A 16,014-nucleotide genomic window follows, 5' to 3' on the forward strand; every position below is an offset into this window, starting at 1 on the left:
AACTTAAAGTAATTTATGAAGATTAAGATCTTTTCGGCATTACCAAGTGAGATCTGCTATCGATTGCAGCAGAGGGAGGGAGGTGGAGAGTCGATCTGTAAGCCGGGTTTTGTCGAGGACAGTCATTCCTCTACGACGGCCATCACTGGACGCCTCTAGCAACCTACCCGGTTCCGACGCGGGCCACGCCGTATGGAACCCTATTTGGTCTTGCTCCGAGTGGGGTTTACCTAGCCACGAACTGTTGCCAGTCGTGCGGTGCGCTCTTACCGCACCTTTTCACCCTTACCGGCACCGAAGTGCTTAGGCGGTTGTTTTCTGTGGCACTTTCCGTAGGCTCGCGCCTCCCAGGGGTTACCTGGCACTCTGCCCTGCGGAGCCCGGACTTTCCTCCCCCCAACTTTTGCGGAACAAAAGCAGGCAGCGACTGTCCGATCGACTCTCCGCCGACAAGGGTAACGGCAGGAGGGCCCGAGAACAAGCACCGTGTTCAACAATATCAGGGTGCCATTAGTGGTTTTTCTGTTTATCCAGGGCTGCCTGATAAAGAATGTTCTTACGCACCCCGGTGATTTCAGCCGCCAGGGCCGCTGCACGCTTGAGTGGCAGTTCCGCCAGCAGCAGGTCCAGCACGCGTAGCGCTTCAGAGCTGACAGCCTGCTCGCCCGCGGGCGCCGTCCAGCCCGCCACCAGCACCACGCACTCGCCGCGCTGCTGATTGGGATCGGCGGCGACGAACTCGCGCAGCTCACCCAGTGGCAGCCCCTTGAGCGTTTCGAAGGCCTTGGTCAGCTCGCGCCCGAGCAGCGCCGGACGCTCGTCACCGAACACCGCCTGCATGTCCTGCAGGCACTCCAGGATGCGGTGCGGGGCTTCATAGAAGATCAGGGTTCGCGGCTCCTCCTTCACCTGCTCGAGCCGAGCCCGTCGCCCGGCGGTCTTGGCCGGAAGAAAGCCCTCGAAGATGAAGCGGTCGGAGGGCAGCCCTGCCGCCGACAGGGCTGCGATCAGCGCGCAGGCACCCGGCACTGGCACGACCCTGACCCCGGCAGCGCGCGCCTGACGCACCAGGTGATAGCCAGGGTCGGAGATCAGCGGCGTGCCGGCGTCGGACACCAGCGCCACGTCGTCGCCGGCCAGCAGCCGGGTAATGAAGCGGCTGCCCTCGTCGCGCTCGTTGTGCTCATGGCAGGCGGCCAGGGGCGTGTCGATGCCGAAATGCTGCAGCAGGCGTACGGAGTGGCGGGTATCTTCGGCGGCGATCAGCGCGACCCCGGCCAGCACCTTGAGCGCCCGCGCGCTCATGTCGTCGAGATTGCCGATGGGCGTGGCCACGACATAGAGCGTACCCGCCGTAGATTGTGAAACCCCTGCAACATCCGTCACTGCGCACACCTGCCTTGCCAATCGAAGGCGCCATTGTAACGCGAGCCTGGGTAACAACGCGCAAACAACTTCGAACTCGGATCGCGCCAGGCGACCTATAGTGAAGCTTCTCCGTCAGCGACATCGCACCCCGGCCACCGCTTGGGTACAATCGCCCACCAACTTGATCGAGTGACAGGACCCTTACATGATCGCCTGCCTGCGGCTGCTCCCAGCCTTATGTCTCGCTGCCTTGCTGGCAGCCTGCGCCAGCTCGCCCTCATCCAGCCTGGGCGAGCTGCCGCGCACCCCGGACGCCAGCATCGAGCAACTGCTCGAGAAGGCCGCATCGAGCAAGTCCGCCGAGGACGCTGCCCTGCTGCGCCTGAGCGCCGCCGACCTGGCCTACCACCAGAAGGACTTCCCGCGCGCCGCACGCATCCTCGAACAAGTACCGCTGGACGGCCTCAAGCCTGCCCAGCAGATCTTCGCCAGTACCCTGAGCGCCGAGCTGGCCATGAGCCGCAACCAGCCCAAGGCAGCCCTGACCGCGCTGAGCCATCCGAGCTTGCAGCACGTGGGCGAACTGCCCGAGGCGCAACAGGTGCGCACCTACAGCGTGCACGCGGCCGCACTGGAAGCCGATGGCCAGGCCCTGCCTGCGGCGCAGCAACGCGTCCTGCTGGCGCCCTTGCTGAGCGGCGAACAGGCGGCGAAGAACAATGACGCCATCTGGTCCCTGGTCGCCTCGTTGCCCGCCGAGCAGCTGCAGCAGCCGAGCACCGACGCGACGCTGGCCGGCTGGACCAGCCTGGCCCAGGCGGTGAAAAGTGCCGGCACGCTGGAACAGCAGCAGGCGGCGATCGACACCTGGCGCCAGCAGCACCCCGATCATCCAGCGGCCAGGCAACTGCCCGATGCCCTGGTCAAGCTCAAGCAACTGGCCAGCCAACCGCTGACCAAGATCGCCCTGCTGCTGCCCCAGGAAGGCCCTCTGGCCGGGGTCGCTCGGGCATTGCGTGATGGTTTCATGGCCGCTCATCTGCAAGCTCAGCAGTCCGGCCAGCCGGTACCAGCGATCCAGGTGTTCGACAGTTCGCGCCTGACCTCCCTGGACGACTTCTACCGCCAGGCCCAGGCGGCCGGCGCGCAGCTGGTCATTGGCCCGCTGGAAAAGCCCCTGGTGAAAAAACTCGGCGACTATCCACAGTTGCCCATCACCACGCTCGCGCTGAACTACGCCGACGCCGGACAGAAATCCGCACCGCAGCTCTTCCAGTTCGGCCTGGCCGCCGAGGACGAGGCCCGGGAAGTAGCCCGTCGCGCCCGCGCAGACGGCATGGTGCGCGCCGTGGCGCTGGTGCCCAGTGGCGAATGGGGCGACCGCGTGCTGGCAGCCTTCCGCCAGGACTGGGAAGGTAACGGCGGCTCGCTGCTCGCCGCCGAGCGCATCGCCCAGCCGGTCGCCCTGGCCCAGCAGATCGCCGACCTCTTCCAGCTGCGCCAGAGCGAAGGTCGTGCCAAGAGCCTGCAAAGCACGGTAGGCGGCAACATCGCCGCCCAGCCTTCGCGTCGCCAGGACATCGATTTCATCTTCCTGGCCGCCACGCCGCAACAGGCGCAACAGATCAAGCCCACGCTGAACTTCCAATACGCCGGCGACGTGCCGGTCTACGCCACCTCCAACCTGTACAGCGCCAGCGGTGACGTCAACCAGTACAACGACATGAACGGCATCCGCTTCTGCGAAACACCCTGGTTGCTGGATACCAGCAACAGCCTGCGTCAGCAGGTGGTGCAGCAGTGGCCTCAAGCAGGCGGTAGCCTGGGTCGCCTCTATGCCATGGGCGTCGACGCCTACAACCTCGCGCCACGCCTGGGCCAGCTCAAGGCCCTGCCGGACAACCGCCTGCAAGGCCTGTCCGGCAGCCTGAGCATCAATGCCAATCAGCGTGTAGAGCGGCAACTGCCGTGGGCGGAGTTCTCCGGCGGCCAGGTCAAGCGCCTGCCAGACACCCCGCGCTGATGCCCGACGCTTCGCCGGCCAGCGCCGGTGCAGCAGCTGAAAACCAGGCCCTGGCCTATCTCCAGGGCCAGGGGCTGACGCTGATCGAGCGTAACTGGCGGTGCAAGGGAGGCGAGCTTGATCTGGTCATGCTCGACGCCGATACAGTAGTATTCGTCGAAGTCCGCTACCGCCTGCACGCAGACTACGGTGGCGCACTGGAAAGTATCGACGGGCGCAAGCAGAAACGCCTGGCCCTGGCCGCCACCCTGTTCCTGCAGCGACAGTCACGCTGGGCCCAATGCCCCTGCCGCTTCGATGTGGTCGCATTGCAGGGCAGTCATCACGCAGGTCGGCCGCTTCTGTGGCTGAAAAACGCCTTCGAATGCTGAACCCATTCCGATTTCTTCGCTCTATGTTTCGCGGGCCGGCCCCTGTTGCGCGTAGCGCAGGCCTCCGCCGCACTTAAGGTCACACCAGATGGACATGCAATCCCGAATCCGCCGGCTGTTCCAGGCCAGCATCGATACCAAGCAACAGGCAATGGACATCCTGGCACCGTACATCGAGCAGGCCAGCCTGGTCATGGTCAATGCGATGCTCAACGAGGGCAAGATGCTCGCCTGTGGCAACGGTGGCTCGGCGGGCGATGCCCAGCACTTTTCCTCGGAGCTGCTCAACCGCTTCGAGCGCGAGCGCCCGAGCCTGCCAGCCATCGCCTTGACCACCGACAGCTCGACGCTGACCTCGATCGCCAATGACTACAGCTACAACGAAGTCTTCTCCAAGCAGATCCGCGCCCTCGGCCAGCCAGGCGATGTACTGCTGGCGATCTCCACCAGCGGCAACTCGGCCAACGTGATCCAGGCGATCCAGGCGGCACATGATCGCGAAATGATTGTCGTAGCACTGACCGGACGTGACGGCGGCGGGATGGCTTCCCTGCTGCTGCCCGAGGACGTGGAAATCCGCGTTCCCTCCACGGTCACTGCGCGTATCCAGGAAGTCCACCTGCTGGCGATCCATTGCCTGTGCGATCTGATCGACAGCCAACTGTTCGGGAGTGAAGAATGATCCCCAAGCGCCTCGGCCTGATGGCCCTGACCCTGTGCCTCGGTATCTCCGGCTGCAGCTCGGTTCTCAACGAGACTCGCAATTCGCCCATCGAGGATGACCGCGGCACCCGTACCCTCGGCAGCAAGATCGACGACTCGCTGATCGAAACCAAGGTATCGGTCAACGTGGCCAAGGCCAACCCTGACCTGGACAACGGCTCGCACGTCGTCGTCAGCAGCTACAACGGTATCGTGCTGCTGGCAGGACAAGTGCCGCGCGCCGAACTCAAGACCCTGGCCGAGCAGACTGCCGGTCAGGTGCAGCGCGTGAAGAAAGTGCACAACGAATTGCAGGTGATGCCGCCCTCTTCGATCCTGGCGCGCAACAACGACGCCTGGCTGACCACCAAGATCAAGACCCAGATGATCGGCGACCAGAACGTGCCCAGCTCGCGCATCAAGGTCATCACCGAAAACGGTATCGTCTACCTGCTGGGCCTCGTGACCCAGCAGCAAGCCAACGCGGCCACCAATGTGGTACAAGGTGTGTCGGGTGTGCAGAAGATCGTCAAGTTGTTCGAATACATCGACTGACATCCCAGGTGCCTGCACCTGAGTGCGCACGCCACACCGTCTCGCTTCTGACCATTCAGGAAACGCCATGAAGAAGTCTCTGCTGTCCCTCATCGCCATCGCTGGTTTCGCCGCCCTGGCCGGTTGCTCGACCCCGAGCGTGATCACCCTCAACGACGGTCGCGAACTGCAGACCCTCGACAAGCCCAAGTTCGACGACGATTCGGGCTTCTACGAGTTCAAGCAGCTCGATGGCAAGCCGACCCGCATCAACAAGGATCAGGTCCGCACCATCAAGGACCTGTGATCCTGGTGTGAATGAAAAAGGCGATCCACTTGGATCGCCTTTTTCGTTACTTGACCACCTTCAGGCTTGGCCGGCCGCTGGGACGCGGGGGCTGCCCACCCCCTTGCGGCGAGCCGTCGTCATCAGGCTCCAGGCCATCGTCCAGCTCGGTGGCGTCGTCTTCGATCAGCGAAGGCTCCAGCTCGAACACCATGCCCTGGCCATTCTCACGGGCGTAGATACCCAGGATCGCGCCGCTCGGCACGTGCAGAGTGTGGGCCACGCCGCCGAAACGCCCCTCGAAGCTCACGGCATCATTGTCCATGTGCAGGTTGCGCACGGCGCTGGGCGAGATGTTCAGCACGATCTGACCGTCACTGGCGAAACCTTGCGGTACCTGGACGGCCGGGTACTCGGCATTGACCAGCATGTGGGGGGTGCAATCGTTGTCGACGATCCACTCGTACAGTGCTCTTACCAGATAGGGGCGACTGGAGTTCATCAACGGCTCCTTAAAGCTTGCGCATTTCACGTTCGGTAGCGGACAGGCTCGCCTGGAAAGGCTCGCGGGCGAACTGTCGCTCCATGTAGTCGAGCAGCGGCTTGGCCTGCCGCGGCAATTCGATACCCAGTACAGGCAAACGCCAGAGTATGGGCAGTAGACAGCAGTCGACCAGGCTTTGCTCCTCACTCATGAAACAGGCGAACTCGCCGAACAGCGGCGACACGCCGGTAAGACTTTCACGCAGCGATTTACGCGCCTCGCTGCGCGCGGCCTCGCTCGCTCGTGGGTCGAGGATCACATCGGCCAGCGCGCACCAGTCGCGCTGAATGCGGTGCATCAGCAGCCGGCTGTTGCCCCGCGCCACCGGGTAGACCGGCATCAGCGGCGGATGGGGATAACGCTCTTCCAGGTACTCCATGACCACGGTCGGCTCGTACAGCGCCAGGTCTCGATCGACCAGGGTCGGCACGCTGGCGTAGGGGTTGACCTCCACCAGCCTGGGCGGCAGTCGATCGGCGGCGACGTCGACGATCTGCGCAGTCACACCTTTTTCGGCCAGCACCAGCCGCACGCGATGGCAATAGTGATCAGCGGGATCGGAATAGCAGGCTAACCTGTTGGTTGCGCCCATGTAGCGGCTCCTCGCAGGGGTAGGCTTGTGAAACTGAAAATGCGAACGCGCCCTGGCATGCTGCCTTGCCTGTGCATGGCAGCGCGCCAGGGCGCGTTCGATTACCCGCAACTACTGCGTGATCAATGCACGTCCTTCCAGTATTCGCGCTTGAGCAAATAGGCGAATACGAAGAAGAAAGCCAGGTACAGCAGGACATAGGTACCGATGCGCTGACTCTCCAGTTTGACCGGGTTGGCCGAATAGGCCAGGAAGGTCACCAGATTCTTGACCTTCTCGTCGAACTGCTCGGCCGTCAGGGTACCGGATTTCGGCTCCACGGTCAGCTGATCGCAGTCTTCGTGGGTCACCGGCGTGCCGGTCAGCGGGTCGAACTGCTTCTTGCCATCGGTCACGGTCTGCACCTGCTTGCAGCCGATCACCTGATTGCCCTGCAGGCCGACCAGCACGTTGGGCATGCCGACATTGGGGAAAACCTTGTTGTTCACGCCGTAGGGCCGCGACGGATCCTGGTAGAAGCTGCGCAGGTAGCTGTAGAGCCAGTCGTTGCCACGCACCCGGGCCACCAGCGTCAGATCCGGTGGCGCGGCGCCGAACCAGGCCTTGGCATCTTGCGGGCGCATGCCGATGTTCATGTGGTCGCCGATCTTGGCACCGGTGAACACCAGGTTCTGCATCATCACCTCGTGGGGGATGCCCAGGTCGTCGGCCACCCGCTCGTAGCGCTGGTACTTGGCGCTGTGGCAGCCCATGCAATAGTTGGCGAAGGTCCGCGCCCCATCCTGCATCGCGGCCTTGTCAGTGAGGTCGACCTCGACCTTGTCCAACTCCACGCCGTGATCCGAGGCCAGGGCGATGGCCGGCAGCAGCGCCAGGAACAGTACTGCAATCAATTTTTTCATCAGCCAGTCACCCTTTGCGGAACCGGTTTGGTGTTCTCGAGCCGTGTGTAGAAGGGCATCAGCAAGAAATAGGCGAAATACAAGGCGGTGCATATCTGTGCCAGCAGTGTGCGCCCCGGCGTCGGTGCGAGCACACCGAGTACGCCAAGAACGATGAAGGCGACGCAGAACATCAGCAGGAACAGTTTGCTCAACCAGCCCTTGTAGCGCATGGAGCGTACCGGGCTGCGGTCGAGCCAGGGCAGCACGAACAGCACGGCGATGGCAGCGCCCATGGCGATGACCCCGAACAACTTGTCGGGCACCGCGCGCAGGATCGCGTAGAAGGGGGTGAAGTACCATACCGGCGCGATGTGTTCAGGTGTCTTGAAGGCGTTGGCCGGCTCGAAGTTGGGTTTTTCCAGGAAGTAGCCACCCATTTCCGGGAAGAAGAACACCACGAAGCAGAACACGAAAAGGAACACCACTACCCCGACGATATCTTTCACGGTGTAGTACGGGTGGAAAGGAATGCCGTCGAGCGGAATACCGTTCTCGTCCTTGTATTTCTTGATGTCGATGCCATCCGGGTTGTTCGAACCCACCTCATGCAGCGCCAGGATGTGCAGCACCACCAGTCCCAGGATGACGATCGGCAGGGCCACCACGTGCAGGGCGAAAAAGCGGTTGAGGGTGATCCCGGAGATCAGATAGTCGCCGCGGATCCACTGGGTGAGGTCATCACCGATCACCGGAATGGCGCCGAATAGCGAGATGATCACCTGCGCCCCCCAGTACGACATCTGCCCCCACGGCAGCAGGTAGCCCATGAAGGCCTCGGCCATCAGCGCCAGGTAGATCAGCATGCCGAACAGCCAGACCAGCTCACGCGGCTTCTGGTAGGAGCCGTAGAGCAGGCCACGGAACATGTGCAGGTACACCACGATGAAGAACGCCGAAGCGCCAGTCGAGTGCAGGTAGCGCAGGATCCAACCGTACTCGACGTCGCGCATGATGCTTTCGACCGACGCGAAGGCCTCTTCGGCCGACGGCGTGAAGCTCATGGTCAGCCACACGCCGGTGACGATCTGGTTGACCAGCACCAACAATGCCAGGGAGCCGAAGAAGTACAGGAAGTTGAAATTCTTCGGTGCGTAGTACTTGCTCAGGTGTTCTTCCCACATCTTGGTGGCGGGAAAACGGGCATCCACCCATTCCATGAACTTGCTCATCATGCGTTCTCCTGATCGACGCCGATGACGATGATGTCGTCCGACTCGTAAGCATGGGGCGGCACTGGCAGGTTGAGCGGTGCCGGCTGCGACTTGTACACGCGCCCGGCGAGGTCGTAGTGCGAGCCGTGGCAGGGACAGAAGTAACCACCCACCCACTTCGGCCCGAGGTCGACGGGCGCCACTTCGGGACGGTAGGTCGGTGAGCAGCCCAGGTGGGTGCACAGGCCGACGAGGATGAGGATCTCGGGCCTGATCGAGCGCATCTGGGGATCCACATAGGCAGGCTGTACCGAATCCTTGGACTGGGGATCGGCAAGTTCTGCCACGACCTTCTGCAGATTACCGAGGATCTCCGGCGTTCGCCGCACGATGAACACGGGCTGGCCGCGCCATTCGGCGACCATCTGCTGCCCGGGTTCGATCTTGGCGATGTTCACCTTCACCGGCGCCCCGGCGGCCTTGGCCTTGGCGCTCGGGAACCATGACCCCACGAACGGTACCGCAGCCCCGACCGCCCCTGCTGCCCCTACCACGGACGTGGCAGCGACGAGGAAGCGGCGCCGGCCTGCGTTGACGCCGTCATTGCTCATTGAATCCTCTCCCATCAGCTTTTTCTCGCCTGCTGGTACAGGCGTCTATTAGTAATGTCTGCGGCGCTAAAAATTGGTCGCAATGGTAGGAAACAAGACCACACACTGACAAGGTGATTGGCCCGGCCAGGACCGACTACCGGCGCTTTGCTTGATCTGGGTCTATGGGACAAACGCCAGCCGGCACAGGCGGCAGGAATCGCGGGCAAAAAAAAGCCCGGTTCCAGGGAACCGGGCTTTTTTCGACTGCCGAAGCGGTATTAACGCTTGGAGTACTGAGGACGCTTACGCGCTTTACGCAGACCCACTTTCTTACGCTCGACTTCACGAGCGTCGCGGGTGACGTAGCCAGCACGACGCAGGGCGCCACGCAGGGTTTCGTCGTACTCCATCAGGGCGCGGGTGATGCCGTGGCGGATCGCACCGGCTTGACCGCTGACACCACCACCGGCGACGGTGACGTAGATGTCGAACTTCTGAGTGCTCTCGGTCAGCTCCAGCGGCTGGCGAACGACCATGCGGGCGGTTTCGCGACCGAAGAAGGTGTCCAGAGGACGGTTGTTGATGGAGATGTTACCAGTACCCGGACGCAGGAATACGCGAGCGGTTGCGGTCTTGCGACGGCCAGTGCCGTAATTTTGAGTCGCCGACATAATGAACTATCCCGTTAGATCTTCAGTTCTTGAGGCTGCTGAGCAGTGTGAGGGTGAGCAGCACCCGCGTACACTTTCAGCTTGCGGTACATGTCGCGACCCAGCGGGTTCTTCGGCAGCATGCCTTTGACCGCGGTCTCGATGACACGCTCAGGGGCCTTGTCGATCAGCTTCTCGAAGCTGATTTCCTTGATGCCGCCCGGGAAGCCGGAGTGGGAGTAGTACATCTTGTCCGAAGACTTGGCACCAGTGACACGTACTTGCTCGGCGTTGATGACGACGATGTAGTCGCCGGTGTCAACGTGAGGGGTGTACTCTGCCTTGTGCTTGCCGCGCAGGCGACGAGCGATTTCGGTGGCCAGACGACCCAGGGTCTGACCAGCGGCGTCAACTACGTACCAGTCGCGCTTTACTGTTTCCGGTTTAGCAGTAAAAGTTTTCATTCTCTAAAGCCTCAGAGGCCGCCCAGCGAAAAATAGACGGCGAATCTTACTGGATAGTGCACAACTTGCCAAGGGCAAGCGCGCAGCCTCGCATTGGGCGCTAAGTGGGGGCTCGGGTCGGCGCGTCCAATGTTCGACAGGGTTCCTCCTGGTAGGGTGGTGCATCACTTCCGCCCTACGGAGAGGGTGGTCATTATCCAGATTGCGCCAGGAATATCAACCTGCTTTCATGGCTTATTTCACCTGCAGAGAGCCTTCCCTATGCATTACCGCAAGCTCGGCCGTACCGACCTCGACGTCAGCGCCCTGTGCCTGGGCACCATGACCTGGGGCGAGCAGAACACCCAGGACGAGGCCTTCGCCCAGATCGGCATGGCCAAGGCCGCCGGCATCAACTTCATCGACACCGCCGAAATGTACCCGGTGCCACCACGCCCGCAAACCTATGCGGCCACCGAACGTATCATCGGCAACTGGTTTCGCGCCCAGGGCGATCGCGACGACTGGATCCTGGCCAGCAAGGTCGCCGGGCCCGGCAATGGCATCACCCATATCCGCGACGGCCAGCTCAGGCACAACCGCCAGCACATCGTCGCTGCGCTGGATGCCAGCCTGGAGCGCTTGCAGACCGACCGGATCGACCTCTATCAGTTGCACTGGCCCGAACGCTCCACCAACTTCTTCGGCAAGCTGGGCTATCAGCATCGAGCCGACGAGTCGTTCACGCCGCTGGAGGAAACCCTGGAGGTGCTCGACGAGCAGGTCCGCGCCGGGAAGATTCGCCATGTCGGGCTGTCCAACGAAACGCCATGGGGCACGCTGAAGTTCCTGCACCTGGCCGAGACACGCGGCTGGCCTCGGGCGGTGTCGATCCAGAACCCGTACAACTTGCTCAATCGCACCTTCGAGGTAGGGCTGGCCGAGGTGGCGATCCGCGAACGATGCGGGTTGCTCGCCTACTCGCCACTGGCCTTCGGCATGCTCTCGGGCAAATACGAAAACGGCGCTCGCCCGGAGAAGGCGCGCCTGACCCTGTTCGACCGTTTCACCCGCTACGCCAAGCCCGAGACCCTGGCCGCCTGCAGCCGCTACGTGCAGCTGGCGCGCGAGCATGGGCTGGATCCGGCGCAGATGGCCCTGGCGTTCGTCACCGCCCAGCCGTTCGTGACCAGCAACATCATTGGCGCGACCGACCTGAAGCAGTTGCAGACCAACCTGGCCAGCGCCGACCTGGTGCTGGGCGATGAGCTGCTGGCGGCGATCGATGCCATTCACCAGCAGCAGCCCAATCCGGCGCCTTGAGGCTGAGGGCGCGCCGGCGCCCACGCGCAGGAACCCGCCCCTGAACCGGGCGGATTCGCGCGCAAGGGGCGCCACCGTCATTGGGCTGGACACACCCTTGAAAAAATAAGACGATCCAGCCGGTGATTGACCACTTTCCCCTATAAGAACAACGACAATGATCTTTACCCAACCCCCGACGTCGTTGCGGCGCGTCTGTATCCTGGCCATCGACAAGGTGTTCGCTTCGACACTAATGCAGGCCAAGGACTTCTTCCACCTGGCCAGCTTGCGCTACGCAAAGCAGATGGGCCTGGGCCTGCAACCGATGTTCGATATCCACCTGGTGAGCCCGGACGGCCAGCCCGTGGACAGCTTCAGCGACGTGCAACTGCCGGTCGACGGCGCGCTGGGCGACGCCGACGTGATCATTCTTCCGGCGTTCTGGGAAGACTTCGACATCCTGCTGGCGCGCTATCCGCAGGTGCTGCCCTGGTTGCGTGAGCAGCATGCCCGTGGGGCGGTGCTGTGCGGCGAAGCCAGCGGCGTGTTCTGGCTGGCCGAATCCGGCCTGCTCGAAGGCAAGGAGGCGACCACCTACTGGCGCTTCTTCAGCAGTTTCGCCGAGCGTTTTCCCGGTATCCGCCTGAACCAGGACAAGCACCTGACCGATGCCGACAACCTGTACTGCGCCGGCGGCACCACCTCGGCCTGCGACCTGTACATCTACTTGATCGAGCGTTTCTGCGGGGCGAACGTGGCCCGTGCGGTGGCCCGCGACATCCTCTACGAGGTGCAGCGCAGCTACACCCCGGGGCGCATGGGCTTCGGCGGCCAGAAACTGCACCAGGACCTGATCATCCTGCAGGTGCAGCACTGGCTGGAAGAGCACTTCGCCGACAAGTTCCGCTTCGAGGACGTGGCGCGCAACCACGGCATGAGCATTCGCAACTTCATGCGCCGCTTCCAGGGCGCGACCGGCGACAAGCCACTGCACTACTTGCAGCGCCTGCGCATCGAAACCGCCAAGGGCCTTCTGTCGAGCACCCGCAAGAGCATCAAGACGATCAGCTACGAAGTGGGTTACGACGATGCGAGCTTCTTCGCCCGCCTGTTCCGCCAGCACACCGAATTGTCACCGAACCAGTATCGGCAGCAATTCATGCAGGAAGCCTGAAGGCCGGCACTGGCAAGCGCCAGGACCGAATCGCTCCGGCCCGGGCTCGCCCCTTGTGGCTTGCCGCCAATTGCTGGCAGCTGGCTTCAGGGCTTGTGCGCGCGTGACAGGAACTCGTGGGACTGCATCTCCAGCAGGCGGCTGAGGGTGCGCTGGAACTCGAAACTCAGGCGCCCACCGGTGTACAGGTCCTTGAGCTCGACTTCGGCCGAGATGATCAGCTTGACGTTGCGATCGTAGAATTCGTCGACCATGTTGATGAAGCGCCGGGCGATGTCATCGGTGGTGACGCCCATCTGCTCGACGTTGCTCAGCAGCACGGCATGGAAGATCTTGCCCAGCTCGATGTAGTCGTTCTGGCTGCGCGGGCCATCGCACAGCGCGCGGAAATCGAACCAGGCGACATCGTCGCAGGTGCGCAGGGCGTGGATCTCGCGGTTCTCGATGATCAGCACGTCGTTCTCGACGGCCTGGGTGCACTCGGGGGTGAGCGCCTTGAAGCTGGCGCGCATGCTCTGCTCGGCCGCCTCGTTGAGCGGGAAGTGGAACAGTTCGGCCTGCTCCAGATGGCGCAGACGGTAGTCGACGCCGCTGTCGACGTTCACCACCTCGGTGTACTGCTTGATCATGGCGATGGCCGGCAGGAAGCGTGCGCGTTGCAGGCCATCCTTGTACAAGCCGTCCGGCACGATGTTGGAGGTGGCCACCAAGGTGACACCATTCCTGAACAGCTCTTCCATCAGCGTGCCGAGAATCATGGCGTCAGTGATGTCGGAAACGAAGAACTCGTCGAAGCAGATCACCCGGGCTTCCTGGGAAAAGCGCTTGGCGATGAGCGTGAGCGGGTTCTTCTCGCCCTTGAGCGTCTTCATTTCCTCGTGCACACGCTTCATGAAGCGGTGGAAGTGGGTGCGCATCTTCTCCTTGAACGGTAGCGCCTCGAAGAAGGTGTCGACCAGGTAGGTCTTGCCGCGCCCTACCCCACCCCAGAAATACAGGCCCTTGACCGGGGTCTGGTCTTTCTTGCCGAACAGCTTGCCGAGCAGGCCCGGCTTGTTGTCGTGCGCCGCGATCAGGTCGTCGTACAGGCGCTGCAAGTGACGCACAGCCGTTTCCTGCGCCGCGTCATGGAAGAAGTCGGGGCGTTTGAGATCTGCTTGATATCGTTCTAGGGGCGTCATGATTTCGTTAGCGAGGCAACAAAAAGCGGGCCGTCACTGTAGCGAGCGGCCCGCATATTGGCAATTGGCGTTGCGGCGTATTGACTCAGTCGACCTGTGGCGCCAGCGCTTCGCGCAGACGCTCGAGGGCGGCGTCACGGGCCTGTTGGTCGGCAGCCTGCGGCCCCTCGGCCACCGGTTCGTCGGCCAGCCACAGCGAGTAGCCCAGGCCCTCGGTGCGCACGTCGAACTCGCCGCCCTGCTGCAACTGCTTGCTCACGGCGCCGGCGCTCTTGCCGTCGGCGAAGCGCTTGGACAGCAGCAACTGCTCGCCGTCGGCCGCCAACAGACGGAAGCGGAAGCTGCCGTCTTCTTCGCGGAAACTGACGAAGCGTGCGCTCTTGGCGACCTTCTTCTTGACCTCGGCCCCTGCCTGCACGCGGGTGCGGAACGAACGCAGGCCGACCGATTCGCGCAGTTGCTCGAGGAACGGCGTGGCGATCTTGCGAGCCTTGGCCGCGCCGGCCAGGAGAATGTCTTCCAGGTCGGCCGGACGGGCGATCAGCTGGTGGTAGTGCTCGCGTTTTTCCGCCAGCTGCGCGTCGAGCAGCTGGAACAGACGGTTCTTCGCTTCACCCCAGCCCAGGCCCTGGCGCAGTTCATCGCGGAACTCGCTGGCCTGGGCGGCGCTGGCGAAGGCCTGGTACAAGGTGAACAGGTGCGCGTTGTCCGGGTCTTTCGCTTCGCCGGGCGCGCGCGAATCGGTGACGATGCGCGAAATGGCGTCCTTCATGTCCTTGGCGCTGGTGAACAGCGGGATGGTGTTGTCGTAGCTCTTGGACATCTTGCGGCCATCCAGGCCCGGCAGGGTGGCCACGCTTTCCTCGATCAGCGCCTCGGGCATGACGAAGAACTCCTTGCCCTGGCCGAACAGGTGATTGAAGCGCTGGCCAATGTCACGCGCCATCTCCACGTGCTGGATCTGGTCGCGACCGACCGGCACCTTGTGCGCGTTGAACATGAGGATGTCGGCCGCCATCAGCACCGGATAGCTGTACAGGCCCATGGAGACGCCGGCATCCGGGTCTTCGCCATTTTCAAGGTTCTTGTCCACCGAGGCCTTGTAGGCATGGGCGCGGTTGAGCAGGCCCTTGGCGGCGACGCAGGTCAGCAGCCAGGTGAGCTCGGGGATTTCCGGGATATCGGACTGGCGATAGAACGTGACCTTGTCGGGGTCCAGGCCGCCCGCCAGCCAGGTGGCGGCGATTTCCAGACGCGAACGCTGGATGCGCAGCGGATCGTCGCACTTGATCAGGGCGTGATAGTCGGCCAGGAAATAGAACGAGTCGGCGCCGGGCTGCTGGCTGGCGAGGATGGCCGGACGGATGGCGCCGGCGTAGTTGCCCAGGTGCGGGGTGCCGGTGGTGGTGATACCGGTGAGAATGCGCGTGGTCATGGGTGATCGCTTGTTCAGGCTAGGCTCAGTTCGAAAGACGCGGCAGCAGCAGATCCTTCAGATCGGTCAGCTTGCCATGGAAGAAGTGTCCGCATTCTGCCACTTTCAGCAGCTCATGGGGGCGCGCCAGTGCGTCGGACCATTCGTAGACCAGGTCAGGCTCGACCACCTCGTCGCTGTCGGGCTGGATGACGGTCAGCGCGCAGTGCTCAGGCAGCGGGAACTGCTCGGTCAGGCGCATGACTGCGGGCGCCACCATGAACAGCTGCGCCAGTGGCGCGCCGTCGGCCTCGAGACGTCCGGCCAGGCTCGCGGCGACGAAGCCGCCGAAGGAGAACCCCAGCAGGGTCAGGGCAAGCGGCGGATGACGCTCGCGCAGCCAGGCGGCCGCGGCCTGGGCATCGGCCACCTCGCCCGCCCCCATGTCGTGACTGCCCGCGCTCTGACCCACGCCACGGTAGTTGAAGCGCAGCGTCACGTAGCCGGCATCGCGCGCCGTGCGTTGCAGGGTCGAGACCACCTTGTTGAGCATGGTGCCGCCCTGGACCGGGTTGGGGTGGCAGATCAGCACGGCGCCGCGGGCGTCGGCCACGTCCAGGTACAAGGCCTCCAGCGGGCCTTCGGGACCGTCGATGAACAAGGGGGTTTCGCGGACAAGCACGGTGCTACTCCGTGACCTTGGCAAAGGTCGATTCGTCTAGGAGGGGAATTCTGTTCT

General features: G+C 63.0%; 18 protein-coding genes and 1 other RNA gene. 7 read left to right on the forward strand and 12 right to left on the reverse strand.

Going from position 1 to position 16,014, the window contains the following annotated elements; genetic code table 11:
* Positions 1-82: 82 nt before the first annotated feature.
* Together rnpB and rsmI are read right to left on the reverse strand one after the other, a co-directional pair.
* Positions 83-443, reverse strand: an RNA gene (gene rnpB / locus IAE34_RS09910) — RNase P RNA component class A.
* A 67-nt stretch (positions 444-510) separates the two neighbouring features.
* The gene (gene rsmI, locus IAE34_RS09915) at positions 511-1,386 is read right to left on the reverse strand and encodes a 16S rRNA (cytidine(1402)-2'-O)-methyltransferase (protein ID WP_200138768.1); all 876 of its coding nucleotides are present in this window, start codon (positions 1,384-1,386) and stop codon (positions 511-513) included.
* 187 nt (positions 1,387-1,573) lie between these two features.
* On the opposite strand from rsmI, the gene IAE34_RS09920 reads away from it, so the two are divergent.
* The 5 genes from IAE34_RS09920 (at position 1,574) to IAE34_RS09940 (ending at position 5,305) form a co-directional block, all read left to right on the forward strand.
* On the forward strand, positions 1,574-3,391 hold the full coding sequence (locus IAE34_RS09920; RefSeq protein ID WP_200138769.1) for a penicillin-binding protein activator: 1,818 nt from the start codon (positions 1,574-1,576) through the stop codon (positions 3,389-3,391).
* Complete coding sequence (locus IAE34_RS09925; RefSeq protein WP_200138770.1) at positions 3,391-3,762, forward strand: YraN family protein; 372 nt, start codon at positions 3,391-3,393, stop codon at positions 3,760-3,762. The genes IAE34_RS09920 and IAE34_RS09925 overlap by 1 nt, the downstream gene beginning before the upstream one ends.
* Positions 3,763-3,850: 88 nt before the next feature.
* Positions 3,851-4,444 carry a phosphoheptose isomerase gene (locus tag IAE34_RS09930; protein WP_200138771.1) on the forward strand — a complete coding sequence of 198 codons (594 nt, stop codon included), beginning with the start codon at positions 3,851-3,853 and terminating at the stop codon, positions 4,442-4,444.
* Positions 4,441-5,019: a BON domain-containing protein gene (locus tag IAE34_RS09935; RefSeq protein ID WP_200138772.1), complete on the forward strand. Its 579-nt coding sequence runs from the start codon at positions 4,441-4,443 to the stop codon at positions 5,017-5,019. Before IAE34_RS09930 ends, IAE34_RS09935 begins: the two co-directional genes overlap by 4 nt.
* A 67-nt stretch (positions 5,020-5,086) precedes the next feature.
* The gene (locus tag IAE34_RS09940; protein WP_029612136.1) at positions 5,087-5,305 is read left to right on the forward strand and encodes a YgdI/YgdR family lipoprotein; all 219 of its coding nucleotides are present in this window, start codon (positions 5,087-5,089) and stop codon (positions 5,303-5,305) included.
* A gap of 46 nt (positions 5,306-5,351) precedes the next feature.
* Here IAE34_RS09940 and IAE34_RS09945 read toward each other — a convergent pair whose 3' ends face one another.
* The 7 genes from IAE34_RS09945 to rplM all read right to left on the reverse strand — a co-directional run bounded on the left by IAE34_RS09945 (position 5,352) and on the right by rplM (position 10,222).
* On the reverse strand, positions 5,352-5,786 hold the full coding sequence (locus IAE34_RS09945; RefSeq protein WP_200138773.1) for a ClpXP protease specificity-enhancing factor: 435 nt from the start codon (positions 5,784-5,786) through the stop codon (positions 5,352-5,354).
* Between the two features lie 10 nt (positions 5,787-5,796).
* Positions 5,797-6,420: a glutathione S-transferase N-terminal domain-containing protein gene (locus tag IAE34_RS09950; RefSeq protein WP_200138774.1), complete on the reverse strand. Its 624-nt coding sequence runs from the start codon at positions 6,418-6,420 to the stop codon at positions 5,797-5,799.
* Positions 6,421-6,542: 122 nt separating this feature from the next.
* The gene (locus IAE34_RS09955) at positions 6,543-7,322 is read right to left on the reverse strand and encodes a cytochrome c1 (RefSeq protein WP_200138775.1); all 780 of its coding nucleotides are present in this window, start codon (positions 7,320-7,322) and stop codon (positions 6,543-6,545) included.
* Positions 7,322-8,533 (reverse strand): cytochrome b, encoded by a 1,212-nt coding sequence (locus IAE34_RS09960; RefSeq protein WP_200138776.1) that lies wholly within the window; start codon positions 8,531-8,533, stop codon positions 7,322-7,324. The genes IAE34_RS09955 and IAE34_RS09960 overlap by 1 nt, the downstream gene beginning before the upstream one ends.
* On the reverse strand, positions 8,533-9,126 hold the full coding sequence (gene petA / locus IAE34_RS09965; protein ID WP_200138777.1) for a ubiquinol-cytochrome c reductase iron-sulfur subunit: 594 nt from the start codon (positions 9,124-9,126) through the stop codon (positions 8,533-8,535). The genes IAE34_RS09960 and petA overlap by 1 nt, the downstream gene beginning before the upstream one ends.
* Positions 9,127-9,386: 260 nt before the next feature.
* Positions 9,387-9,779 carry a 30S ribosomal protein S9 gene (gene rpsI, locus IAE34_RS09970; RefSeq protein WP_029612131.1) on the reverse strand — a complete coding sequence of 131 codons (393 nt, stop codon included), beginning with the start codon at positions 9,777-9,779 and terminating at the stop codon, positions 9,387-9,389.
* 14 nt (positions 9,780-9,793) lie between these two features.
* Complete coding sequence (gene rplM, locus IAE34_RS09975) at positions 9,794-10,222, reverse strand: 50S ribosomal protein L13 (protein ID WP_029612130.1); 429 nt, start codon at positions 10,220-10,222, stop codon at positions 9,794-9,796.
* 261 nt (positions 10,223-10,483) lie between these two features.
* Between rplM and IAE34_RS09980 the strand changes: the two genes are divergently transcribed.
* Both IAE34_RS09980 and IAE34_RS09985 read left to right on the forward strand, forming a co-directional pair.
* Positions 10,484-11,524 carry an NADP(H)-dependent aldo-keto reductase gene (locus tag IAE34_RS09980; protein ID WP_200138778.1) on the forward strand — a complete coding sequence of 347 codons (1,041 nt, stop codon included), beginning with the start codon at positions 10,484-10,486 and terminating at the stop codon, positions 11,522-11,524.
* Positions 11,525-11,783: 259 nt separating this feature from the next.
* Positions 11,784-12,680, forward strand: a complete 897-nt coding sequence (locus IAE34_RS09985) for a GlxA family transcriptional regulator (RefSeq protein WP_200138944.1) — start codon at positions 11,784-11,786, stop codon at positions 12,678-12,680.
* A gap of 86 nt (positions 12,681-12,766) precedes the next feature.
* Here IAE34_RS09985 and zapE read toward each other — a convergent pair whose 3' ends face one another.
* The 3 genes from zapE to IAE34_RS10000 all read right to left on the reverse strand — a co-directional run bounded on the left by zapE (position 12,767) and on the right by IAE34_RS10000 (position 15,957).
* Entirely contained in the window at positions 12,767-13,861 is a 1,095-nt protein-coding gene (gene zapE / locus IAE34_RS09990) for a cell division protein ZapE (protein ID WP_200138779.1), read from the reverse strand.
* Positions 13,862-13,946: 85 nt separating this feature from the next.
* On the reverse strand, positions 13,947-15,296 hold the full coding sequence (locus tag IAE34_RS09995) for a tryptophan--tRNA ligase (RefSeq protein ID WP_200138780.1): 1,350 nt from the start codon (positions 15,294-15,296) through the stop codon (positions 13,947-13,949).
* 25 nt (positions 15,297-15,321) lie between these two features.
* The gene (locus IAE34_RS10000) at positions 15,322-15,957 is read right to left on the reverse strand and encodes an alpha/beta hydrolase (RefSeq protein ID WP_200138781.1); all 636 of its coding nucleotides are present in this window, start codon (positions 15,955-15,957) and stop codon (positions 15,322-15,324) included.
* Between the last annotated feature and the right edge of the window lie 57 nt (positions 15,958-16,014).

It is taken from the genome of Pseudomonas sp. S30, assembly GCF_016518545.1.
Lineage (GTDB): Bacteria > Pseudomonadota > Gammaproteobacteria > Pseudomonadales > Pseudomonadaceae > Aquipseudomonas.